Origin of the sequence: Candidatus Poriferisocius sp. (genome assembly GCF_965214065.1) — a bacterium.
Classification (GTDB): Bacteria; Actinomycetota; Acidimicrobiia; order Acidimicrobiales; family Bin134; genus Poriferisocius.
In genome coordinates this window covers 688,668-711,707 of the sequence record NZ_CBDCAT010000028.1, presented here as the reverse complement: position 1 = coordinate 711,707, position 23,040 = coordinate 688,668, and the positions used below count along the sequence as shown (strand labels likewise).

Sequence of the window (23,040 nt, the reverse complement as noted above, 5' to 3'; positions counted from 1 at the left end):
TCAGGAGCAGCCAGACGTTGATCCGCAGTCTGGGCAGGCGTGGCAGCTTCCGGCTCGGACCATAAGCACACCGCAGTCAAAGCAGACCGGGGCGTGGGCATCCAAGGGGATCTGTCTGGTGTAGGGCGACGGTGGATCGGGTTCAACGATCTCGCCGTGCACGGCAATCGGCACCTGTTCCTCCACTCCGGGCAGGGTGGGCTGAATCCGCTCGTCGGTGGTGTAGATCCCCAAGCCGACCCGTTCGTCCGGGTCTAGGTAATCCACCGCCATGCGGCGGAACAGGTAGTCGATGAGGCTGGTGGCAATACGGATGTCGGAGTCGTCGGTCATCCCGGCCGGTTCGAAACGCATGCCGGTGAAGGCATCCACATAGGCCCGCAGCGGCACCCCGTATTGCAGGCCGTGGCTCACCGCCATGGCGAATGAGTCCATGACCCCGGCCAGCGTGGAACCCTGCTTGGACACCCGAATGAAGATCTCGCCGGGGCTGCCGTCCTCGTACTCCCCTACCGTGACGAAGCCCTTGCAGTCGGCCACCCGGAACTCGAAGGTGCGACTGGTGCGAGACCGGGGCAGGCGGCGCCGCTCGGGCTGCGCCGACTCCGGTTCAGCCGGCGAGACCTGATCGGGCTGCGTGGCCGAGGCATCGGTTACCGCGACATGTTCAGACGCGGCTTTGCCAGAGTCGGTTACCGACAGCGGCTGGCCCACCTTGCAGTTGTCCCGGTACACGGCTAGGGCCTTGACCCCCATCTGCCAGGCATCCACGAACAGTTTCTCTACCTCAGCCGCCTCGGTGTCCTCGGGGACGTTGACCGTCTTGCTGATGCCCCCCGAGAGCCAGGGCTGCACGGCGGCCATCATGGCCACATGTCCGCTGGGCGAGATCACGTTGTCGCCCATAGAGCAGGCGAACACCGGCAGATGGGCAGCATTCAGGTGAGGGGCGCCCACCACCGAGCCTCGCTCGTGGACATAGGCCTCGATGTCGGCGACCTGAGCCGGGCTGTAGCCCAGCCGGTGCAGCGCCCGATCCACCGTCTGGTTGACGATGGGCATGGTGCCGCCCCCCACCAGTTTCTTGGTCTTGACCAGACCCAAGTCTGGCTCGATGCCGGTGGTGTCGCAGTCCATCATGAACGAAATAGTGCCGGTGGGAGCCAGCACAGTGGCCTGCGAGTTGCGGACACCGACCGTGTCCCCCCACTCCACCGCGTCGTCCCACGCGGCTCGGGCCGCTTCCAGCACCTCCGGAGGCGCCGGCTCGCCCTCCAGCCGGCTGAGCGCATCCCGATGCATGCGTAGCACCCGCCGGGTTGGTTCCCGATTCTCGGCGAACCCCTCGAACGGTCCGAGGCGGGCGGCCATGCGCCCCGACGTCTCGTAGGCCACGCCGGTCATTAGCGCGGTGACCGAGGCGGCCAGGCCCCGGCCCTCGTCAGAGTCGTAGGCCAGGCCCAGGGCCATGAGCGCGGCCCCCAGGTTGGCGTAGCCCAAGCCCAGTTGGCGGAATCGGCGGGTGGTGGCCCCGATTTGCTCGGTGGGATAGTGCGAAGGGCCGACCAAGATCTCTTGGGCGACGGTCATCACCCGAACCGCCGCGCTGAATCCCTCCACGTCGAACCTTCCGTTGTCTTCAATAAACGACAGCAGGTTCAAGCTGGCCAGATTGCAGGCCGAGTTGTCCAAGTGGAGGTACTCCGAACAGGGATTGCTGGCGGTGATGCGACCGGTGTTGGCCGCGGTGTTCCACCGGTTGATGGTGGTTTCGAATTGCACCCCGGGGTCGGCGCACTCCCAGGCGGCCTCCGCGATCTGAGCCAGCAGGCCCCGAGCCGACACTGTCTCCTCCACTTCACCGGTGGTGCGAGCAGTGAGATGCCACTCGCCGTCATCGACCACCGCCGACATGAACTCATCGCTCAGCCGCACTGAATTGTTGGCGTTCTGGTACTGGATGGAGTGGACATCGGCACCGTCGAGATCCATATCGAACCCGGCGTCCCGAAGCGCCCGGGCCTTGCGCTCTTCGATGGCCTTGCACCAGATGAACTCGGCCACATCGGGGTGGTCGGCGTCGAGCACAACCATCTTGGCCGCCCGACGGGTTTTACCCCCCGACTTGATGGTGCCGGCCGAGGCGTCGGCACCCCGCATGAAGCTCACCGGCCCGCTGGGGGCGCCTCCGCCGCTCATGCGCTCCCGCCGGGACCGGATCCGGCTCAAGTTGACGCCGGCCCCCGATCCGCCCTTGAAGATGCGGCCCTCCTCTCCGTACCAGTCAAGAATCGACTCCATGGTGTCGTCTACCGACAGGATGAAACAGGCGGATGACTGCGGCACGGCACCGGAAACCCCGAGGTTGAACCAGACTGGCGAGTTAAATGCCGCCCGCTGGCGGACCAGCAGCCAGCGGAGCTCGTCGGCAAACGCCGCAGCCTCCTCCGACTCGGCCAGATGCCCCGACTCGGTGCCCCACGCCACCAACGTGTCCACTACGCGGTCGATGACCTGGCGCAAGGAAGTTTCCCGCTCCGAGGTTCCCAACCCGCCCCGGAAGTACTTCTGGGTCACGATGTTGCCCGCGTTGACCGACCAGTCAACCGGAAACTCCACATTCGTCTGCTCGAAGGCGACCTTGCCGTCGGCGGCGGTGATTCGGGCGTCGCGGCGGTGCCATTCAACCTCGTCATAGGGATGGACATCGGCGCGGCTGTGGTAGCGGCTCAAGCCGATCCTGGTGCGATCAGATGCCAGAGCCATCAGCACTCCTCAAAGGAATGCGGCTCTGTTAGGCGCATTCCACCTTCGTATTCTAGCGGTGTCGATTGAGGCTGCGGCGTGAGCGGCCAGGTCAAAGGGACCTCATCAAGAGGCATGCCAATCCGCCCAAACGGCGGGCTGAACCCCCCAAGGAGTCGCCTGAACCCCACTATGGTCGTCGGCGTCAGCCACCATTCCGGCCCCTCACGCCGCAGCAGTAAATCACCGTAGAGTATGAAGCCTGTGGACAGTAAGAAGGGGAATAGGGATTCCCTGTGGATATCAGGTGAATTTCTGGAGACTCGCTGGACCGAGTCGCCTGCTACGGTCGGCGGCAGGTGGATCAGCTGCTCCCTCGGTTTGTCTCCGACGTCAACCCGGTCGCCCTGTATGCGTCTGACAGCCGCAATCCGCACCCTGACCGCCCTTGGCTGATGCTGAACATGGTCACCTCCGCGGATGGCGCAACGGCGAGCGGCGGCGTGTCCGGGGGCTTGTCGAGCCCCGAGGACCGCGAGGTGTTCGCGGCCATCCGAGCGGTGGCCGACGTGATTCTGGTCGGGGCAGAGACGGTGCGGCGCGAGGGCTACGGGCCGCCCAAGGCCCGCCCTGAGGCGGCCGAGAGCAGAGCGAACCGCAGCCAGGCGCCGAGACCGTGCCTGGCCGTGGTGAGCCGCTCGCTGGATCTGGACTTCGCCGCCCCGCTGTTCGACGACCATCCCCCGCCGATGCTGTTCACTGTGGCCGACCCGCCCGCTGATCGGCTGGCCAAAGCCGAAGCGGTGGCCGCAGTCCACCGCCTGGGAGCTGAGCGCGTGGACTTGACCGAGGTCTTGCGCCGGATAGGCCAAGAGGGCGCCCGGGTGGTATTGGCCGAAGGCGGTCCCGGCCTCAACGCGCAGCTCTTGGCTGCCGGGCTGTTGGACGAGGTGTGCTGGACGATCTCGCCGACGCTGGCCGGCGGCGACACTCCTCGGATGGTCCAAGGCGCCCCTCCCCGGCTCGACCGGCTCCGGCTGGTGCGGGTACTGGCCCAGGGCCACACCCTGTTCTTGCGCTATCTCAATCATTGAATGACCCTTGCTGCCACCCCTCCCGGCTTGTCAGCGGCTGGCGGAGCTGACTGGCAGGGCGGTGTCGCCCGCGATCACATAGGCCGGTTCTAATGGAGACAGCCCCGCGGCCGGAGCCTCGGGGGACAGCGACCAGTGGAGCTTGGCGGCCAGCAACGAACTAGCCCACAGAAAGAGAAACAAGGCGGACACGGTCAGCGCCCTTCGGAACCAATACACCTTGGCCGGCAATCGCCGGGACAACGGCGACTCACGGAAGTCGTCAGACACCAACACCAATGCGGGACGAGCCATTGGTTGATCAAACATAGGTATAGCCATGCGGCCATTGTCCAGACCACGGTGACAGTTTGTCGGCTAGCAGGCCAACAATGGCTACCAGGCTGGTGTTTTACCAATGCCCGCGCAGTGCTTCAGTCGGCGGTCAGAAGCGTTTCCAGACAGCGCCGATACGCCTCGACTGAAGCTCGGTCCACCCGCTCTTCAGCAGTGTGGGCCAGCGTCGAATCTCCAGGCCCGCAATTGGCCGCCGGAATCCCCCGCTCGGCGAAGAAGGCCACGTCGGTCCACCCCAGCTTGGACTTGATTTCCAGGTTGTTGTCTTTGATCAGTTGTTGCAACAACGGATGACCCAGGCCCGGCGAAGCGGCCGGTGCGTGTTCGGTCACCTCGAAGTGGTCGTCGTTGCCCAGCACAGGAAGCAACAACTCTCGCAGGGCGGATTCGGCGGCAGCACCGTTCCGGTCGGGTGCGTATCGATAGCCCAGGGTGACCTCGGCGCGGTCAGGCACCACATTGCCGGCCACCCCGCCCGTCACCGCCACTGCCTGAAGCGACTCCCGATATTGGCACCCGTCGATCACCGGCGTACGAGGTTCATACGCCTCCACCAACCTCAACAGTGAACCCAGACGGTGAATGGCATTGACCCCCATCCACGGCCGGGCGGTGTGGGCCCTGGCCCCGGTCAACGTCACCACCGCCCGCATCGACCCCTGGCAGCCGGCCTCCACCGCTCCCCCGGTAGGCTCCCCCAACAGAGCCACGTCGGCAGCCAACAGGTCGGGGCGGGCGTCGAAGATCTCCCGAAGCCCGCTGTCGGCAATACGCACTTCTTCGCGGGCGTAGAACAGCCACGTCACATCGACCGTGGGCTCGGCAACTGACGCGGCCAATTCCAGCATGACTGCGAGAGCCGCCTTCATATCTGCGGCGCCGAGACCCCATACCACGTCGCCGTCGATGCGGGCGACCTCGTTGTTGTTGGGAGGCACCGTGTCGCTGTGGCCGCCGATCAGTACCCGCCGAGGCCGCCCGAGATCGGTCCGGGCCACCACGTTGTCACCCACGCGATCCACGGTCAGCCCAGGCACGGCCTTCAACCTGGCCTCGATGAGTTCGGCAATTACGGCCTCCTGGTAGGACACCGAGGCCACATCGATCAACTCAGCGGTCTTGACCAGCAGGTCGGTAGTCATAAATGCATCTGCCAACGTTGGGCCAACAAATGGGTCGTCATGGACACGCCTCATCGAGGTTCTCCGACAAGCCAGCAGCGGAGGAGCCCTCAAAACGGTCAGCGTGTGGATAAGCCATGCCTACGTAGCTGCTCCGTGGTCCCGTAGCACGGCATTCAACTGGGCCTTGTCATGGCGTTCGCCGGGTTCAAGATGCTTGATCACCAACACGCAGGGCATGCCGAACGTGCCCCCGTCAAATTGCCGGGGCCGGGTGGCCGACACCGCCACCGTCCAGTCGGGGACTGAGCCGCGGTCCAACTCCTCGCCGGTGGCGGCATCGATGACGGGGATCGAGCCGGTGAGCACGCACCCCGCGCCCAACACGACTCCGTCTCCTAAGCGGGCACCATCGGCCACAATGCAGCGGCTGCCCACCAGGCAATCGTCGCCCACGAAGACGGGCACGGCTTGGGGAGGTTCCAGCACCCCGCCGATGCCCACACCGCCCGACAGGTGCACATTGGCACCGATTTGGGCGCACGAACCCACGGTGGCCCATGTGTCGACCATGGTGTTGGCCCCCACCCGGGCGCCGATGTTCACATAGCTGGGCATCATGATCACGCCCCGGTCCAGAAACGAGCCCCAGCGGGCCGACGCCCCTGGCACTACCCGCACGCCAGCAGACTGGTAGTCGGACTTGAGGGGAATCTTGTCGGCGTACTCGAACGGTCCCAGCTCCATGGTCTCCATCTGAGCCATGGAGAACAGCAAAAGGATGGCCTGCTTGAGCCACTGGTGGACCACGACATCGCCGTCGTCGCCCATCTCGGCCACCCGGGCAGCCCCGGTGTCCAGCAGGTCGATGGCCTCGGTCACCGCGGCCCGGGCCTCGGGATCGCCGTCAGTAATCGGGGTCCGGTCAGCCCAAAGCGCCTCGATCTGGGCTTGCAGATCGCTCATTGGTTCAACCTCGCAATGCTCATTGCCATTTCCCCACGGTATCCCTCTGATAGGCCGCCATACGCTGTTCAAGCAGGTCAATCCGAGCGTCGGGGGCCACCGCGGCCACCCTGACGTGGCCAGCCCCTGCTGAGCCGTAGAACTCGCCCGGGCTGACCAATGCCCCCATTTCCTCGGCCACCCGGCGGGCCAGAGTCCAGCCGTTGCCGTCGGGAGACGCCACCCACAGATACAGCCCGCCTCCGGGCAGGGCTACTTCCGGGTCATAGCCCGAAAAAAGCGCTCGCAGGCGGTTCAGGCGAGACGTGTAGACCGACCGCTGGGCATCGACATGGGCGTCGTCATTGAATGCGGCTACCGCAGCAGCCTGCGCAGGTCCGGGAATCATCATCCCCGCGTGCTTGCGAACCTCGGACAAATAGCCCACCAGCTCGGCATCGCCGGCATAGAACCCCGCCCGGATACCGGCCATGTTCGACCGCTTCGACAAGGAATGCACCGCCATCGCCCCCCTGTCACCGTGATGAAGGATGCTGGCACCGGCATCGGCTCCCCAGGTGAATTCGATATAGCACTCGTCGCTGAACACCGGCACCCGGCGGTCCCTCCCCCATTGCGCGATTACCGCAAGGTCTTCGAGTCCACCGGCAGGATTGCCGGGCGTGTTGACCCACAGGCACAGGGCGCGAGCGGCATCGTTTGGATCCACAGCATCGAGGTTGAGGCACCACTGCGCGTCTACCGGCACCGGGACGGCCCGGCAGCCGGCCAACGCCGCTCCCATGGCGTATGTCGGATAGGAGATGGCGGGGTACAGCACCGTGTCGCGGCTGGGATCCCGCAGCTTCAGATAATGGGGAACGGATGCCACGAACTCCTTGGTGCCCACACAGCCGGCTATGGCGACCCCGGAGGTGTCGATGCCGAATCGGCGGGCCAACCAGCCCATCGCCGCCTCCCGGTAAGCAGCCGAACCCAGCGACGCCGGATAGCCCCGCTCGGCGCCAGAGGCCGACAGCGCATCAACCACCGCCGACGAGGGCGGATCCGACGGCGCGCCCACCGACAGGTCGACACACCCGCCGTCGAAAGGGTCGGCAATCGCTCGCAGCTCGTCGAGTCGATCGTAGGGATAGGGAGGAGGAACGAAACCAGCCACTACCCGACCACCCATTCAGAGACCCGGAATTCCACCGGGCGCAGCAACAGTCGCAACGGCGTCATCCAACCACCCACTCAGACAATCGGGCAGCCGAGGCCGCATCTAGGCGGGCCTGCAACCGGTAGCCTTCGTCCTCGTTATCGGTGGTCAGCACGTGTCCCGCCCGCTGTACTGCGGCCAGCACCTCACCCCGGGCATAGGGCACGAGCAGCTCGACGATGACCGCAGAGGACCGCAGCTCGTCGGCCATGGCGGCCAGCAGCTTGTCGGTCCCCTCCCCAGTGGCCGCCGAGATCATGATGGTGTCCTTGTTGGCTCCCAGGAGGATCTCGTTGCCGGCCAGCAGGTCGCATTTGTTGTACACCAAGAGCTCGGGCACGTCTCCTGCGCCGATCTCCCGCAGCACTTGGCGCACGGCGGCGATGTGGGCGTCGGGATCGGACCCGGCGGCGTCCACTACATGCAGTAACAAATCGGCCTCGGTCACCACGTCGAGCGTGGAGCGGAATGCCTCTACCAACTGGTGGGGCAGCTTCTGGATGAACCCGACGGTGTCGGTGAGCAGCACCCTCTCCCCGCCGGGCAGCTCCAAACGCCGGGTAGCGGCGTCGAGGGTGGCGAACAGCCGGTTCTGCACCAAAACACCCGAGTCGGTGAGCCGGTTGAGCAGCCGAGACTTGCCCGCGTTCGTGTAGCCCACGATGGTGACTGCACTCTGGGCGGACCTCTGGCGGCTTCGGCTCTGCACGCTGCGGTTCTTTTTGATGTTGCGGAGCTGGGCCTCAAGTTTGTGGATGCGCCGCTGGATGCGTCGGCGGTCTACCTCCAGCTGTGTCTCTCCCGGCCCACGGGTGCCGATCCCCCCGGCCTGCTGGCTGAACCCCCGGCCCCGACGCAGTCGGGGCAGCCGATAGCGGAGCTGGGCCAGCTCCACCTGGGCTTGGCCCTCCTGGCTGCTGGCGTTTTGGGCGAAGATGTCGAGGATCACCGCCGTGCGGTCAATGGCGGTGCGACCGAGGATCTTCTCCAAGTTGAACTGCTGGGCGGGACTCAGCTCATCATCGAACACCACGGTGTCGGCATCAACCTGCTCGCTCACCTCCAAGATCTCGTCGACCTTGCCCTTGCCGATGAAGGTAGCCGGATCGGGGGCGCGGCGGCGCTGGACCACCCGGCCTACTTCATCGGCCCCCGCGGTGTCGATGAGCTGGGCGAGCTCGTCAAGATCGGCGTCGGTGCGGGCTACATCGCCGTCGTCCAGGGTGACGCCCACCAACACGATCTTCTCTCGGAACGCCCGCTCGATGAACGCGCCCGACTCCCCGCCATGGGTGCCAAATCCGCCTCGGTGGGAGTCCTTGTCAGCCATAGTCCACCGCCGCGATGTACTCCGCAGGGCCGATCAGCACGGCGGTGTCGCCCAACTCCACGATGACGTTGCCGCCGGGCATCGACACCAAGACTGGTTGGCTGGTCAAACCCCAATCATGGGCTGCTTGGGCGGCGGCGCACGCGCCAGTCCCGCACGCCTCTGTTACCCCCACACCTCGCTCCCATACCCGTAGTTCGATACCTTCGCCGCCCGGACGCGGGCTGATGAATTCCACATTTACTCCTCTGGCGAGCCGGGACAACCTCTCGCCGTCAGCAGCCACATCAATAGCGTGGACGTCGGGTATATGAATGATCAGATGGGGATTGCCCACATCGGCGGTCGTGAATCGCAGCCCGTCGGGATAGCCGATTTCCCCCAGTGCTGGGCCGGCGCTCACCGGCCCCATATCTACGCGGGCTTGGATGACGGAAGGGTCATCGGAGGGCTCGACGCTCACAACGCGAAGTCCGGCATCGGTACCGATCCGCAACTCCACACCGCACCCGCCTCGTGCGACAACCGCCTGGGCCAAGCAGCGGATGCCGTTGCCGCTCATCTCGGCCCGGCTTCCGTCAGCGTTGAACAGCACCATGGTGACGTTGGTGCCGGCCTCAGCATCCCCGGGCAAGCCGAAAATCAAACCGTCGGCACCTACACCCCGAGTGCGATGGCACACCGCCTCGGCCAACGCGGGAGCATCAGCGGGCAGCGCGTTGGCCAACGCAATCAAAAAGTCGTTCCCCAAGCCGTGGTGCTTGGTCAGCTGCATCGCCTTAGTCTGGCAAGTTCTGCCTGTCTCGCCGCGCACCATTTCGATTTCAAGCGTCGGACCGGTGTTGCTCAAGCCGGGTCAGCGCCTCAGCAGCCAGCGTTTGGGCCTCAGCATCGGCGTCCAACCAGACAATGCGGGGGTCTCGGCGGAACCACCGCTCCTGGCGACGAGCGAACTTCCGGGTGCGGGTAATGGCCAGCGCCACCGCCTCGTCCAATGGCATCTGGCCGTTGAGATGGGCCAACAGCTCTTTGTAGCCCAGGGCCTGCGAGGCAGTGCGCGACAGTGGACAGGCCCGGGAGGCCAGCGCCTCCACCTCAGCCAAGAAGCCAGCTTCCACCTGCTGGTGATAGCGCTGCTCGATGCGGCGGTCGACCTCGTCTCGGGGCCGCCATAGGCCGATCTGGGCGATGTCGCAGGGCGGGTACTCGCTCAAGCCCGGCCCGTAGGAGGAGAACGGTCGGCCGCTGCCCACCGTTACCTCCAAGGCCCGCACGATCCTCCGCCGATTGGTCGGCTCCATGCGGGATGCGGCCAGCGGATCGAGCTTTGTCAAACGGCGATGCAATGCGCCGGTGTCGGGCTCTTCCTCCAATTCGACAACCACCTCGGGAAATCGGCCCGGGATGTCCAGATTGTCGATCACCGCCCGGTGGTAGAGCCCAGTGCCCCCTACCAGCATCGCCATGCGATTTCGGTCGGCGATGTCGGCCCGGGCTTGACGGGCCGCGGCTTGGAACCTGGTCAGCGAGTAATCCTCAGAGGGATCGGCTACGTCGATGAGGTGGTGGGGCACCTCGGCGCGCGCCTCTACCGAGGGTTTGTCGGTACCGATGTCCATCCCCCGGTATACCTGCATTGAGTCCACCGAGATGATCTCGGCGCTTCCCAGGAGGCGGGCGATGGCCAGTGCCACCGCCGATTTGCCGGTAGCCGTGACCCCGACGATGGCCAGCGTGCTCAGAGCGCGGCCACCGGGATTCGGGTGCGCCACCGGGGGGGCGCGGTGACCTCGGCCAACTCGCCCCGCAGGTGATGGGCACCCGCCTCGGTCACGTCCACAGTGGCATAGGTTCCCGGCTTCAGCTTCTGGGGCGACGGGAAGTGGACCAATCGGTTCTGGCGGGTCCGGCCGGTGAGCACGGTGGGGTCCTTCTTCGACGGGCCTTCCACCACAATTTCCTCCCGGTGCCCGACGCGGGCCTCATTCCCCCGGCGGCTGGAGCGCTCTACCACAGCCCGGAGCCGCTCGAAGCGGTCCTTCACCTCATCGGGATCACAATACCGATCGGCCATTTCGGCGGCCTCGGTACCGGGACGGGGAGAGAACACGAAGGTGAACGCCGAGTCGTAGTGGGCCTCGGCGGCCACTAGCAGCGTCTGCTCGAAATCGTCCTCGGTCTCGCCGGGAAAGCCCACGATGATGTCGGTGGACACCGCCAGGTCGTCCACTGCGTCTCGGGCGGCCCGCAGCCGCTCCAGATATCGCTCGGCGGTGTAGCCCCGGTGCATGGCGGCCAGCACCCGGTCGCTGCCCGATTGCAGGGGCAGGTGAAGATGCTCGCAGACGGCGGGAACCTCGGCCATGGCCTCGATGGTCTCGGGGCGCAGGTCTTTGGGATGGGGGCTGGTGAACCGGATTCGCTCAATGCCGTCCACCGCGCCGATAGCCCGCAACAGGTCGGCGAACAGCGGGCGAAGCGGCACCCGCTCGCCGGCCTGGCGGCGTTCCCGCTGGAGATCGCGGCCATAGGAGTTCACGTTCTGGCCCAACAGAGTTATCTCGGTGACTCCGCCATCGGCCAGTTCTTCGGCCTCAGCCACCAGCAGGTCGAGCGGGCGGCTGATCTCCGCCCCCCGAACCGCGGGCACGATGCAAAAGGCACACGAGTTGTCACAGCCCACCTGGATGGTCATCCACGCCGCATAGGGGGCGTCGCGGCGCACCGGCAACGCCGAGGGGAAGCTGTCGCGGTCGTCTTCGACCGCTGCCTCCAGGATCTCCACAATGGGCCCTTCGGACGCGGCACCGATCAACTCGGCGGCCCGGTGAACGTTGTGGGTGCCGAACACCACGTCAACGTGGCCGGCCTTCTCCCTGATCAGCTCCCGGTCTTTCTGGGCCAGACAGCCCGCCACGGCAATCTGCATGTCTGGGCGGGCCTGTTTGAGCTGTTTGAGGTGGCCGAGCTGGCCGTAGAGCTTGTTGTCGGCGTTCTCGCGGATGCAGCAGGTGTTCAACACGATGACGTCGGCCGACTCCATGGCGTCGGCCGAGGTCATCCCGTCGGCTTCCAGCAGCCCGGCGATGCGCTCGGTGTCGTGCTCGTTCATCTGGCACCCGTAGGTACGGATGAAATAGCTGCGGCTCACCTCGTCAGGCTACCCGTCGGCTGCCAACAGCCTCCTAGCCAGTTTGCGCGACCGGCTCCTCGGTTTCAGGGGCTGCTTCCTCCTCGGCTGAGGGGTTCACGGCGTTCCACACCCGATCGGTGATCTCCACCATGATCTCGGGATGCTCGGCCAAAAACATCTTGGCCTTCTCCCGGCCCTGGCCTAGATGCTCGCCTTCGTAGGTGAACCAAGCCCCGGACTTCTCGACGATGTCGAGGTCGACGCCCACATCGAGCAGCGAGCCCTCCCGGCTGATGCCCTTGGAGTACATGATGTCGAACTCGGCCTGCCGGAACGGCGGGGCCACCTTGTTCTTGACCACCTTCACCCTGGTGCGGTTGCCGATCACATCCACCCCCTGCTTGAGGGACTCGATGCGGCGGATGTCGAGGCGGACCGACGAATAGAACTTCAGAGCCCGACCGCCAGGGGTGGTCTCGGGGGAGCCGAACATCACACCGATCTTCTCCCGAAGCTGGTTGATGAAGATGCACACCGTCTTGGACTTGTTCAAGTTAGCGGTGAGCTTGCGCAGGGCCTGAGACATGAGGCGAGCTTGGAGGCCCACATGGGTGTCGCCCATGTCTCCCTCGATCTCGGCCCGGGGAGTCAGGGCGGCCACCGAGTCGATGACGATCACGTCGAGTGCGCTCGACCGGATCAACATGTCGGTGATCTCCAGGGCCTGTTCGCCGGTATCGGGCTGAGAGATCAACAGCTCGTCCACGTCCACACCGATGGCTTTGGCGTAAACCGGATCGAGGGCGTGCTCAGCGTCGACGAAGGCGCAGATGCCCCCGTTGCGCTGGGCCTCGGCCACTGCGTGCAACGCCAAAGTGGTCTTGCCCGAGGACTCCGGGCCGTAGATCTCCACCACCCGGCCCCGGGGCAGCCCCCCGACGCCCAGCGCCAGATCGAGAGCCAATGCCCCGGTAGGGGTGGTCTCGATGGCCATGGTGCCCTTCTCGCCCATCTTCATGACGGCGCCTTGGCCGAATTGCTTCTCAATCTGGCCTAGGGCCATCTCCAATGCTTTTTCTCGCTCCACAACTCCTCCTTCAGGTCGTGTTTCGTGGCTACGGGTTATTCGGGGGAATGTCGAGCCACACTCTAAAGACGACCAGTGACAGTTGGTCGCCGCCCACCAGCGACACTCTAGTTACATCGCTGAAATTCCACAAGCACCCATCCCCCGGCACTCCGCAGGCAACGCCACAGCACCCGGGGCCGCGACCACCAGCTCAACGCCGCGCCCCGCAAGCGGTGGAGGCAGATCGCGCCAGCATGCCTCCGATTGTCCCAACGCCGACGGCAGCCGCCCCCACCGCCGGCGGGCATCTAGATTTACTGAAGTAAGACTAGATGCCCGCGCACGAGGGATACTCCCCCTGAGCTAAAGTAAAAAAATTTAAATTTTAATAGTGTATTCTTTAATATATAGGTCACTACCCCCTCACTTGTTTGAAAGCAAGGAGGGAGTAGCAACCTGTTGCTGTACTTTGAGCTAGAAAGCACAACTTAGATGATGACCCTCATCCCGATTGGCTTGGGCGACGTGTCAAGAATCTTCGAGAAATTCAGGTTGGTAACAATTACCCCAGGGATCTAATGCCAGATCATCATTCTCGCAATAATCGTTTCTTGCCGGATCTTGATCTCGACAATAATTCCAAGGATCTAATGCCCAACCAGCTGGACACTCACCATCATGTGAATAACCCTGACAGTAACCCAAGAAATCTAATGCCAGATCATCTGGACATTCACCCCAGATTGCAGGATCATAGCACAGTAGCTGAGCATCCATGACTGTATCATCTGAACAATCAATGAATCTGTCAACATCTTGACACATATCCCAGTCAGTCCACGTAAAACCTTCTGGACAGATATCATTGTACGAAGTGAATTCAACAACCAAGAAACAGTAATCGACATCTGTTCCCTGTACTCTGAACCAGCCATTCGGACAACGACCATTCTCAGGTGTAGGCATGATATCAGCACTACTGTCAGACTCTTCCTCAGGCGGAGGTGGAGGAGGTGGCTTTTCAACAACCTCTTCTTCCTCTGGAGCTTCTGAAGTGTCATCCACTGGGATATCATCACCAAGCTCTGGAATAATGTTACCCGTCAAGGCTGACGGGCTACCTGCTAGACAAGTGGCATCTGTACTTGAAAACAGAATCACTCCATTATTGTTAGGAGTACATTGATACGGATTAAGCATCAACTGTTGATTCAAGCTCAGAGACGCCCAGTTACCAGGGATTGAGACTACATGAACAGGCTTTTCCTCTTCCTCTTCGACTACTGGATCAGGCTGTTGACTTTCGTCATCGTCTGAGGTAGAAGATTCTCCTTGGACGTCTTCTACGTCAGTGTCTTCAGGAATTGGATCTATTTGAGTATCTGTGTCAGTCTCATCCTCAGTTACTTCAGACTCCTCAGTTGTATCTTCCTCTTCGATGACCTCTTCCTCTGGTTGAGGAGTGGGTGTTAGTGTTGGTGTCTCCACAGGCATGGTCGTCGCTGTTGGTTGAGGTTGAATAACCTCTTCTTGTGTGACTGTCTCCTCTTCTTCCAAGATTGGAACCTCTATTTCTAGAGGTCGTGCCATATCTGTCTGTTGAGGGGTTGGATCAGGTGTTGATGACTCCATGGAGTCATTTGTACTTGATGCACAACTGGGGCCAAAGATTGAGCCCACTAGAAAGACGACTGCTGTCAGCCAGTAGCCCCAACGGAAGCTGGAACCACCATTGTCTGTGTTTTTTGCAGATTTGAGGGAAGATTCCCTCGATGGATTGGTAACCATGAATACTTCCTTAAAACTACTTGTTGGGAGGGCAGCAGCCGGGGACTAGTACGGACGCGGCGAGACCTGACAGCACTAAGCACACCGACGCCAAGATAGCGAGCAGGATCTGGTCGGGAACATGCGCGTCTCCTCCGGTCAAGGAAAACTCAGAGGCTAGCTGACTCGGCCGTGAGGGCCGCAGCCTGCCGGGGCCCGGCACAGGAGCTTGCCAAGGACCAGGTGTACCGCCATATCGCTTAGGCTCGACTGCGACATCTCTGGAGAGGAGAACTGATATGGGAAGGCTCGACGGCAAAGTAGCCATTGTTTCCGGCGGCGCCCGGGGCCAGGGCGAGGCCGAAGTGCGGCTGTTCGCCGCCGAGGGGGCCAAAGTGGTATTCGGCGACGTCCTCCACGACTTGGGCGAGGCAGTGGCCGCCGATGTGGGCCCCAATGCCCACTACCTGCCCTTAGACGTGACCGATCCCGTGGCGTGGCAGGAGGCGGTGGCCGAGACCACCAGCCGCTTCGGCCCGCCTACCGTGCTGGTCAACAATGCCGGGGTGCTCCTGTTCGGGGTTTCCATGGTGGACACCCCGCTTGAGGACTACATGCGGGTGATCAACATCAACCAGGTGGGGGTGTTCCTGGGCATGAAGTACACCGCGCCAGCCATGATCGAGGCCGGCGGCGGGTCGATCGTGAACATCAGCTCCACCAACGGTATAGCCGGCTACGGCGGCACGGTGGCCTACACCGCCTCCAAGTTCGCCGTGCGGGGCATGACCAAAAACGCCGCCCTGGAGCTGGGCCAACACGGCATCCGGGTCAACTCCATCCACCCCGGCGGCGTGGACACTGCCATGACCGCTCCCGACACCCTGGGAGACGCCATTTCCGACGAAGAGCGAGAAGCAACCTTCGCAATGCTCCCCCTGGGCCGTGTGGGCCAACCCGTCGAGATAGCCCACCTGGCCGCTTATCTGGCCTCTGACGAATCCTCCTACAGCACCGGCGCCGAGTTCATCGCCGATGGAGGAATGCTGGCAGGAGTGGTAAACCCCGAGGTGTGAATCGTCCAGAAGGCGCGCCGACTCGTTTGCATCCTCCGGGTGATTGCGGCATTGCCTCTAGCCTTCCTTGCGGGCAAGTCCAGCCGCGAGAAACCAAGGGGCCTTCGCGCCAGATACGGTAAACCCCATGGCAGAGCAAGCATTCACCGACGAGGAACTGCGCCAGCGGCTGACCGCCGAGCAGTACCACATCACCCAGCAGGCCGGCACCGAGCGAGCCTTCACCGGCGAGTACTGGGACTGCAAAGACGAGGGCACGTACCGATGCCGGGTGTGCGACGAACCGCTGTTCTCGTCGGAGACCAAGTACGACTCGGGCACTGGCTGGCCCTCGTTCTATGAGGAGGCCGGCGAGGGCAAGGTGGACCGCCACACCGACCAGAGCCATGGCATGGTCCGCACCGAAGCGGTGTGCGGTTCGTGCGGGGCCCACCTGGGCCACATCTTCCCCGACGGCCCCCACCCCACCGGCGAGCGCTACTGCATGAACTCAGCATCGCTTAGGCTCGACCGCGACACCTGACAAGGCGCTACTTGCCCGCCAAAACCCTCATGCGGAGGTTGTTGAGGACCGAGACGGTGGTGAATTGGCGAGTGCGCTCGCGGTCGAAGGGGAACTTGACCCGGGTGGCCTCGACTTGGCCGTTGACCAGGGTGGCCATCCACACGGTGCCGGGGTCCTCGCCATCTAGGGGATCAGGGCCGGCTACTCCGGTGACGGCGATGGCGCAGTCGGCGCCCAATAGCTTGGCGGCACCGTGGGCCATGGCGGTTACCGCTTCTTCGCTCACCACCGGACCCTGGGGCACGTCTAGCAGGTCGAACTTCACGTCGCTGGCGTAGGACACCAGCCCGCCTCGGAACACGTCGCTTGCTCCGGGCACGGCGGTGAGCCGAGAGCCGATGAGCCCGCCGGTGAGCGACTCGGCCAGCGCCAGGGTCCAGCCCCGACTCCGCAGGGCGTCGAGCACGGCGGATTCCATGGTCTCGTCGTCTACGCCGAACACGATGTCGCCGATGATGCCCCGAACGATCTGCTCCTCGTTGGCCAGAATCTCGTCGGCGGCGGCCTCGCTGGGGGCCTTGGCCGTCAACCGGACTTTGAGGCCCTCCATGCCCGAGGCCAGAAAGGCGATGGTGCACCCGCCGACTTCATCCAGCCTCTCGATCTCTTCGTGGAGCTTCTCGGCCAAACCCGACTCGGAGTCGCCCCAGGTGCGCAGCGTGAGGCTTTTGATCACTGCGGTGATCCCGGCCCGGGCCTTGAGGTCGGGCAGCACGCACTCCCCCACCATCTGCTGCATCTCCCAGGGCACGCCGGGCACGGCGTATACCGCCTTGTCGCCGCTCTCGATCTTGAAGCCGGCAGCGGTGCCCGGCATCACCGGCAACACGTCGGCGCCGTCGGGGATGTCGGCTTGGCGAAGGTTGTTCTCGGGCATGGACCGCCCCCGGCCCCCGAATACGGTAGAGATGCGCTCCACGATGTCGTCGCGCCTTACTAGCTCGACCCCCAAGGCAGCGGCGATCACGTCGCGGGTGATGTCGTCTTGGGTGGGGCCCAGCCCGCCGCACATGATGACCGAGTCGCTGCGCTCCAAGGACTGTTCCAGCACGGCCTGCATCCGCCCGAAGTTGTCGCCCACCTTGACCTGGTGGTGCGAGTCGATGCCGGCCAGGGCCAGCTGCTCGCCAATCCACGACGAGTTGGTGTCGACAATCTGGCCGAGCAGCAGCTCGGTTCCTACCGCGATGACCTCACAATTCACGCCCGGAGGCTATACCCCCGCCGCCGACCGGCTACTGGTCTGCGGCGGCAATCGCCCCGGCTCGGCCGTCAGCCAAGTAGCGCCAGCCGGTGTAGAGGGTGAGGGCCACTGCCAGCCAGATGGCCAACGACGACGCCCAGTCGTGCTCCTCCAATGGTGGCAGCGCGGCCACAATGAGAGCCGCACCCTGCAAAAGCGTCTTGTACTTGGCCGAGAGGCGGGCGGGAAGCGACAGGCCCTCTCGAGCCCATCGGGTCCGGGCCGCGCTCACCAGCAGCTCTCGCACCGAAATGATCAGCACCGGAACCCAGAACAGCCGGTCCACCGCCACAAAGCACCAGGACGCCCCCAGGATCATCACCTTGTCGGCCAGCGGATCCAGAAAGGCACCCCAGCGGCTGACGCTGCCGGAAGATCGGGCTACCCAGCCGTCGTAGTAGTCGCTGGCCCCCAACACCAGCCCCACCGTCAGGACCGACCACGACGCTCCCCGGTTGTCAGACGCGGCCAGGATGAGCACAAACAGCACGGGCGACGCCGCAATGCGCCCCAGCGTGATTAGGTTGGCCGTCAACCGCAGATCGGCCCAGGAATACGTCTCCACATGGCTCATGACGGCACCGCTTCGGCCAGCAGGTCGGGACCTAGAGCATCTGTCACCTTCACGGTGTGGAACTGGCCGACTGTCAGGTGGTCGGGCACGGCGATCACCCCGTCGATCTCAGGGGCTTCTCGAAAGCTGCGGGCAATGCCAGGAGCGTCCACCAGAACTTCGACCTCGTGGCCGATGAGTTGGTCACGCTTGGCCGCAGTTATCTCGTCTTGGACTTCGGCCAGCTCCCGGCGGCGCTCAGCAGCCAGCTCGGCGGCCACCTCTCCGTCGAGGGTTGTGGCGTAGGTACCCGCCTCCGCGGAGTAGGTGAAGAACCCGCACCAGTCCAGGCCCACCTCGGCCACAAATTCGAGCAGGGCGTCGTGGTCGGCCTCGGTCTCTCCGGGATAGCCCACGATGAAGTTCGACCTGAAGACCGCTTCAGGCTGGCTCTGGCGGATATCGGCGATGCGGGCGGCAAAGCGGTGGCCGTCGCCCCAGCGGCGCATCCGGGCCAGAAGCGGCCGCGACACATGCTGCAACGACAGGTCGAAGTAGGGCACGCCGGTGGCGCAGATGGCGTCGATCAGCAAGTCGGTTAGGTCGGACGGATAAAGGTACAGCAGTCGCACCCATTCGACCCGCTGGCGAAGCGACTCCACCAGGGGAATGATCCCCCGCTCCCCCTGGCCTTGGTCGCGCCCGTAGGAGGCCAGATCTTGGGCCACCAGCACCGCCTCCCGCACCCCGAGGCCCTCCACTTCGGTCATGATGGCCTCAGGCGAACGGGATCGCTGCTGCCCACGGAAACCGGGAATGGCACAGTAACCGCAGCGGCGGTCGCAGCCCTCGGCGATCTTCACATAGGCCCACGGCGCTTCAGCCGGCGGCCGGGGCAGGTTCAGCAGGTCGAATTCCGGCAGGTCAACCGACGCCGGCGAGACCGAGGGCTTGGCCCCTATGCTGACCGGCACGCCGAACCCGGCCACCCGGTCAGCCTCGGGCAGCGCCTCGGCCAGCTCCGCGCCGTATCGCTCGGCCATGCACCCGGTGACAACCAGCTCGGCATCGGTCGCCGCCGAGCGCATTTCCAGCACCGTGTCCACCGATTCTTGGCGGGCGTCCTCGATGAAGGCACAAGTGTTCACCACCACGAGATCGGCATCTTCGGGGGCCTCGGCCGCGGCCATCCCGTCTTCAACTAGCAGACCGGTGATCTTGTCGGAATCCACCTGATTCTTAGGACATCCCAGCGTCTCAACCCAAAATCGGCGCACTCCACTCAGATTATGCGGAGAAATGCCCAAGACCATCAGCGTCGGAAACCGCTGGCATCACCGCCTCGACCGCAGGCTTGCCCCTTGCGCCATGTTCAGCTTCATCGGGATCGTCGGAGATCAAGAACGGCATCGACACCAGGTAGACAGCCAGCAAGAATGCCCCCTCCCACCATCGCTCCAAACCGTCGCCTCCGAACATGAGCAACCACGCGCTCACCGAGATGCCCACCATGATCCACACCGCCAGACCCGAGAGGTTCCCGTCGACCAGAGGCCCCGGGCCGACCAGCGCCACCACCGCGCTCACCAGCAGGCTGTTGAAGGTGTTGGAGCCCAAGATGTTGCCTACCAAAAGATCGGCCTCCCCCCGGCGGGCCGCCTGCACCCCGGTGATCAGCTCGGGCAGCGAGGTGCCGAACGCCACCAGCGACAGACCGACGAATCCCGAGCCAAGGCCAACCTCGTGGGCGATGTCCACCGCACCGGTCACCGCGAGTTGGGCGCCGACCACTGTGGCCCCCAGCCCCAATACGGTACGAACCAGCTCGGCTCGTTGTCTGATCGGCTTGTCGATGTGGACGACATCGGCCGCGTTGGCGTCATAGGCCGGTCGCCACAAGATGATGCTCATGGCCACCACAAACGCGGCCAACAGGACGAAACCCTCCCACCGTTCCAAGCCGTCCTGAACCAGCAGCCAGAACAACAGCGCGGCACCCACCGAAACCACGCCCTCCCGCCACAGAGTGCTGTTGGCCACCTTGATATGCCGGCCCCCGACGGCAACCACCGCCACCAGAGCAGAAACGCCCAACACCAGGCTCAAATTGGCCACGTTGGAGCCGACGATGTTGCCCACGCCCAAGTCGACATCGCCATCGGCAGCGGCCAGCCCCGACACCAGCATCTCGGGAGCGCTGGTGCCGAAGCCGATGACCAGAGCTCCGATCACGATGGGCGAGATACCCCGGGCGAAGGCCAGCCGGGATGCGCCGACAACCAACTGGTCGGCACCCACGGCGAGTACGAGAAGGCCCCCGGCCAGGAGCACCGCTGCTAAAGCCACAATCCGAGACTATCGAGAGCTATTGGGCGTTCATCAGGGAAGCTCGTCGGGGGCCATGAGCACCTCTCGGGCCTTGGATCCCTCCGATGGCCCCACCACGCCCCGCTGCTCCATCAAATCCATCAGCCGGCCGGCTCGGGCGAAGCCCACCCTGAGCTTGCGCTGGAGCATCGACGTGGAGCCCAGCTGGCTCTCCACCACCAGCCTCATGGCCTGGGCCAACAGTTCGTCGTCATCGTCGCCCCCGCCGGTGGAAGCGTTGGAAGGGGCAGCGGTCAGCGGATCGTCGCCGCCGTCGCCCCCATCTGTGGCCACCGGCGGACCACCACTGCTGTGGCCCATGGCCGCAGACTGGCGACGCCAAGCGGCCACCACGCTGCGGACCTCCGCTTCGGTCACCCAAGCGCCCTGAATGCGCTGGGCGGAAGTTGACGTGGGGCTCAGCAAGAGCATGTCGCCCTGGCCTACCAGGCGCTCGGCCCCCTGCTGATCGAGGATCACCCGGCTGTCGGTCTGGCTGGACACGGCGAATGCCAGCCGAGCCGGGATGTTGGCTTTGATGACCCCGGTGATCACGTTTATGGACGGCCGCTGGGTGGCAATCACCAGGTGAATCCCCACTGCCCGGGCTTTCTGGGCGATGCGACAGATGGAGTCCTCGACGTCACGAGGGGCCACCATCATCAGATCGGACAGCTCGTCCACCACAACCAAAATGAGCGGCATCCGCTCTTTGGACTCGGATTCCCCGATCCCCAATTTGCTGTCGTTCTCGAACATTCCCCGGTCGAAGGCGTCGTTGTAGCCGTCGATGTCGCGTACGCCCACTGACGCCAGAACCTCGTAGCGGCGGTCCATCTCCCGGCACGCCCAGGCCAAGGCGTTGGCCGCCTTTTTGGGGTCGGTTACCGGCTGGGTGAGCAGGTGGGGCACATGCTCGTACTGGGCCATCTCCACCATCTTGGGATCGACCAGGATCATGCGGACTTGGTCGGGAGTAGTGCGCATGAGCACCGAGGTGATCATCGAGTTGATGCACGAGGACTTGCCGGCCCCGGTGGCCCCGGCGATGAGGATGTGGGGCATCCGCGACAGGTCCATCATCACCGGCTTGGCGTTGATGTCCCGTCCGATGGCCACCTCCAGGGGATGGGTGGCCTTGCGGGCTTCGGCCGACGCCAATATCCCGCCCAGCGACACCACTTGGCGGTCGCGGTTGGGCACCTCCACGCCGATGGCCTGGCGCCCGGGGATCGGGGCCAAGATGCGGACGTCGGGGGAGGCCATGGCGTAGGCGATGTCTTTGCTCAAGCTGGTTATCCGGCTGACTTTGACCCCCGGGGCCAGCTCCAGCTCATATCGGGTCACGGTGGGCCCGATCACCATGCCGACAAGGGTGGTGTCCACATCGTGGGCGGCCAAGGCCTTCTCCAATGCGGCACCCCGTCGGGACGCCTCCTCTTGGTTGACCTGCTGGGGATCGGACCCGCTCAGCAGTTTGAGCGGGGGAAGCTTCCACTTCGACGACTTGGAGGACTTCGGTGCCTTGTCGCCCACGATGGCCGGAGCCTCCCAGTCTGAACCTGTCGGGGCGGGCTCTGGTTCGGGAGGCGGAGCTGGCTCAGGTACTTGATCTGGTTCCGATCGAGGGGCGGGAATGACCACCACCTCGGATCCGGTTGGAGGAGCCTTTGGATCAGGCACCCGGCGGCCGTCGAGCAGCTCCTCATCGGGCACTGATGGCGAAGAGGTGCCGATGAGCGAATGCATGGCCCGCACCAGGCCGGCTTTGATCTTGGCGCCGTCCACCCGACGGGCCCAGGCCCGCAGCGATATCCGGGTAAGCACCACCGATCCCAAGAGGCCGAACGCGCCTAGTATCAGGCTGGCCCCCCAAACGCCGGCGACCCCGTCCAGGGCTCCTCCGAAGGCCAACCCCAAGGCACCTCCGGCGCCAATCAGGCCGTCCAGGTCTCGGATACCCGGCCGCCCGAGGGTTATGTGGAGCAGTCCGGTCAGCGAGAGGAGCGTCAGGGTGGAGCCAACGCCGAGGCGGACAGTCTGCACCAAGTCGGCCCGAGCTTGGTCGGTATAGGGATTCTTGTCGAACCCCCCCGGTGCGGCCTCCTCATCTGGCCGCGGGCCCCGTAGCAACACGATTCCGATGGCCACCAGTGCGATCGGCACCCCGGCCCTGGCCGTTCCGATCAGCGCCCCTAGTGCTTTCCGGAGCGCCGAGCCGAACGGCCCCGCTAAATCAGCCCATAGGCCGCAGGCCGCCAGCAGACCGCCGAAGATGAACGCGACGGCGATGATGTCAGCGCGGTGCCGGGCCCAAACCGCGGCCGCTGCCTGCTTCAGTCGGCTGTCGGACGGAGCATCGGCTTTGGACTTTGGCTTTGCGCTGGGCTTGGAAGGGGGTTTACGAGCGGTCTTGGTGGCCACAACAACAACAAACGTACCATTGACAACACCAGCAACCAATGGTTTGCGCC

At 64.3% G+C, this 23,040-nt stretch carries 19 protein-coding genes; 3 read left to right on the top strand and 16 right to left on the bottom strand.

Annotated elements, in window-relative coordinates; all coding sequences use genetic code 11:
* Entirely contained in the window at window positions 1–2,766 is a 2,766-nt protein-coding gene (locus tag ACOOGG_RS14715; RefSeq protein WP_420436352.1) for a vitamin B12-dependent ribonucleotide reductase, read from the bottom strand.
* Between the two features lie 338 nt (window positions 2,767–3,104).
* On the opposite strand from ACOOGG_RS14715, the gene ACOOGG_RS14710 reads away from it, so the two are divergent.
* Window positions 3,105–3,839 (top strand): dihydrofolate reductase family protein, encoded by a 735-nt coding sequence (locus ACOOGG_RS14710; protein WP_420436350.1) that lies wholly within the window; start codon window positions 3,105–3,107, stop codon window positions 3,837–3,839.
* A 30-nt stretch (window positions 3,840–3,869) separates the two neighbouring features.
* On the opposite strand, the gene ACOOGG_RS14705 is transcribed toward ACOOGG_RS14710, so the two are convergent.
* The 10 genes from ACOOGG_RS14705 to ACOOGG_RS14660 all read right to left on the bottom strand — a co-directional run bounded on the left by ACOOGG_RS14705 (window position 3,870) and on the right by ACOOGG_RS14660 (window position 14,627).
* Window positions 3,870–4,148, bottom strand: a complete 279-nt coding sequence (locus tag ACOOGG_RS14705) for a hypothetical protein (protein ID WP_420436348.1) — start codon at window positions 4,146–4,148, stop codon at window positions 3,870–3,872.
* A gap of 104 nt (window positions 4,149–4,252) precedes the next feature.
* Entirely contained in the window at window positions 4,253–5,317 is a 1,065-nt protein-coding gene (gene dapE, locus ACOOGG_RS14700; RefSeq protein WP_420436346.1) for a succinyl-diaminopimelate desuccinylase, read from the bottom strand.
* A gap of 120 nt (window positions 5,318–5,437) precedes the next feature.
* A complete protein-coding gene (locus tag ACOOGG_RS14695; protein ID WP_420436344.1) occupies window positions 5,438–6,262 on the bottom strand; it encodes a 2,3,4,5-tetrahydropyridine-2,6-dicarboxylate N-succinyltransferase in 825 nt (274 codons plus the stop codon).
* 19 nt (window positions 6,263–6,281) lie between these two features.
* Entirely contained in the window at window positions 6,282–7,436 is a 1,155-nt protein-coding gene (locus tag ACOOGG_RS14690) for an aminotransferase class I/II-fold pyridoxal phosphate-dependent enzyme (RefSeq protein ID WP_420436342.1), read from the bottom strand.
* A gap of 46 nt (window positions 7,437–7,482) precedes the next feature.
* Complete coding sequence (gene hflX, locus ACOOGG_RS14685; protein WP_420436340.1) at window positions 7,483–8,793, bottom strand: GTPase HflX; 1,311 nt, start codon at window positions 8,791–8,793, stop codon at window positions 7,483–7,485.
* Complete coding sequence (gene dapF / locus ACOOGG_RS14680; protein ID WP_420436338.1) at window positions 8,786–9,568, bottom strand: diaminopimelate epimerase; 783 nt, start codon at window positions 9,566–9,568, stop codon at window positions 8,786–8,788. Before dapF ends, hflX begins: the two co-directional genes overlap by 8 nt.
* A 49-nt stretch (window positions 9,569–9,617) precedes the next feature.
* Window positions 9,618–10,565, bottom strand: a complete 948-nt coding sequence (miaA, locus tag ACOOGG_RS14675) for a tRNA (adenosine(37)-N6)-dimethylallyltransferase MiaA (protein WP_420436336.1) — start codon at window positions 10,563–10,565, stop codon at window positions 9,618–9,620.
* On the bottom strand, window positions 10,532–11,944 hold the full coding sequence (gene miaB / locus ACOOGG_RS14670; protein ID WP_420436334.1) for a tRNA (N6-isopentenyl adenosine(37)-C2)-methylthiotransferase MiaB: 1,413 nt from the start codon (window positions 11,942–11,944) through the stop codon (window positions 10,532–10,534). The genes miaA and miaB overlap by 34 nt, the downstream gene beginning before the upstream one ends.
* Before the next feature lie 34 nt (window positions 11,945–11,978).
* The gene (gene recA / locus ACOOGG_RS14665) at window positions 11,979–12,989 is read right to left on the bottom strand and encodes a recombinase RecA (protein ID WP_420437619.1); all 1,011 of its coding nucleotides are present in this window, start codon (window positions 12,987–12,989) and stop codon (window positions 11,979–11,981) included.
* Between the two features lie 534 nt (window positions 12,990–13,523).
* On the bottom strand, window positions 13,524–14,627 hold the full coding sequence (locus tag ACOOGG_RS14660) for a hypothetical protein (RefSeq protein ID WP_420436332.1): 1,104 nt from the start codon (window positions 14,625–14,627) through the stop codon (window positions 13,524–13,526).
* Between the two features lie 434 nt (window positions 14,628–15,061).
* Here ACOOGG_RS14660 and ACOOGG_RS14655 point away from each other — a divergent pair, with 434 nt between their 5' ends.
* Together ACOOGG_RS14655 and msrB are read left to right on the top strand one after the other, a co-directional pair.
* On the top strand, window positions 15,062–15,838 hold the full coding sequence (locus ACOOGG_RS14655; protein ID WP_420436330.1) for a glucose 1-dehydrogenase: 777 nt from the start codon (window positions 15,062–15,064) through the stop codon (window positions 15,836–15,838).
* A gap of 127 nt (window positions 15,839–15,965) precedes the next feature.
* A complete protein-coding gene (gene msrB / locus ACOOGG_RS14650; RefSeq protein WP_420436329.1) occupies window positions 15,966–16,361 on the top strand; it encodes a peptide-methionine (R)-S-oxide reductase MsrB in 396 nt (131 codons plus the stop codon).
* A 7-nt stretch (window positions 16,362–16,368) separates the two neighbouring features.
* On the opposite strand, the gene ACOOGG_RS14645 is transcribed toward msrB, so the two are convergent.
* Genes ACOOGG_RS14645 through ACOOGG_RS14625 form a run of 5 tightly spaced genes read right to left on the bottom strand, consistent with a single transcriptional unit; the run spans window position 16,369 to window position 22,990 of the window.
* Window positions 16,369–17,607, bottom strand: coding sequence for a competence/damage-inducible protein A (locus ACOOGG_RS14645; RefSeq protein ID WP_420436328.1), 1,239 nt, complete (start codon window positions 17,605–17,607; stop codon window positions 16,369–16,371).
* 31 nt (window positions 17,608–17,638) lie between these two features.
* Window positions 17,639–18,220 carry a CDP-alcohol phosphatidyltransferase family protein gene (locus tag ACOOGG_RS14640; RefSeq protein WP_420436326.1) on the bottom strand — a complete coding sequence of 194 codons (582 nt, stop codon included), beginning with the start codon at window positions 18,218–18,220 and terminating at the stop codon, window positions 17,639–17,641.
* Complete coding sequence (gene rimO / locus ACOOGG_RS14635) at window positions 18,217–19,512, bottom strand: 30S ribosomal protein S12 methylthiotransferase RimO (RefSeq protein ID WP_420436324.1); 1,296 nt, start codon at window positions 19,510–19,512, stop codon at window positions 18,217–18,219. Before rimO ends, ACOOGG_RS14640 begins: the two co-directional genes overlap by 4 nt.
* Window positions 19,487–20,545, bottom strand: a complete 1,059-nt coding sequence (locus ACOOGG_RS14630; RefSeq protein ID WP_420436322.1) for a sodium:calcium antiporter — start codon at window positions 20,543–20,545, stop codon at window positions 19,487–19,489. Before ACOOGG_RS14630 ends, rimO begins: the two co-directional genes overlap by 26 nt.
* 33 nt (window positions 20,546–20,578) lie before the next feature.
* The gene (locus tag ACOOGG_RS14625) at window positions 20,579–22,990 is read right to left on the bottom strand and encodes a DNA translocase FtsK (RefSeq protein ID WP_420436320.1); all 2,412 of its coding nucleotides are present in this window, start codon (window positions 22,988–22,990) and stop codon (window positions 20,579–20,581) included.
* Between the last annotated feature and the right edge of the window lie 50 nt (window positions 22,991–23,040).

Excerpts from the sequence above, each read along its gene's own strand:
- msrB (WP_420436329.1), top strand. The coding sequence starts at position 15,966 with ATGGCAGAGCAAGCATTCACCGACGAGGAACTGCGCCAGCGGCTGACC.
- rimO (WP_420436324.1), bottom strand. The coding sequence starts at position 19,512 with ATGGTCTTGGGCATTTCTCCGCATAATCTGAGTGGAGTGCGCCGATTT.
- dapE (WP_420436346.1), bottom strand. The coding sequence starts at position 5,317 with ATGACTACCGACCTGCTGGTCAAGACCGCTGAGTTGATCGATGTGGCC.
- ACOOGG_RS14655 (WP_420436330.1), top strand. The coding sequence starts at position 15,062 with ATGGGAAGGCTCGACGGCAAAGTAGCCATTGTTTCCGGCGGCGCCCGG.
- recA (WP_420437619.1), bottom strand. The coding sequence starts at position 12,989 with ATGGCCCTAGGCCAGATTGAGAAGCAATTCGGCCAAGGCGCCGTCATG.
- hflX (WP_420436340.1), bottom strand. The coding sequence starts at position 8,793 with ATGGCTGACAAGGACTCCCACCGAGGCGGATTTGGCACCCATGGCGGG.
- ACOOGG_RS14695 (WP_420436344.1), bottom strand. The coding sequence starts at position 6,262 with ATGAGCGATCTGCAAGCCCAGATCGAGGCGCTTTGGGCTGACCGGACC.
- ACOOGG_RS14640 (WP_420436326.1), bottom strand. The coding sequence starts at position 18,220 with ATGAGCCATGTGGAGACGTATTCCTGGGCCGATCTGCGGTTGACGGCC.
- ACOOGG_RS14690 (WP_420436342.1), bottom strand. The coding sequence starts at position 7,436 with ATGGGTGGTCGGGTAGTGGCTGGTTTCGTTCCTCCTCCCTATCCCTAC.
- ACOOGG_RS14705 (WP_420436348.1), bottom strand. The coding sequence starts at position 4,148 with ATGTTTGATCAACCAATGGCTCGTCCCGCATTGGTGTTGGTGTCTGAC.
- ACOOGG_RS14715 (WP_420436352.1), bottom strand. The coding sequence starts at position 2,766 with ATGGCTCTGGCATCTGATCGCACCAGGATCGGCTTGAGCCGCTACCAC.
- ACOOGG_RS14660 (WP_420436332.1), bottom strand. The coding sequence starts at position 14,627 with ATGGAGTCATCAACACCTGATCCAACCCCTCAACAGACAGATATGGCA.
- dapF (WP_420436338.1), bottom strand. The coding sequence starts at position 9,568 with ATGCAGCTGACCAAGCACCACGGCTTGGGGAACGACTTTTTGATTGCG.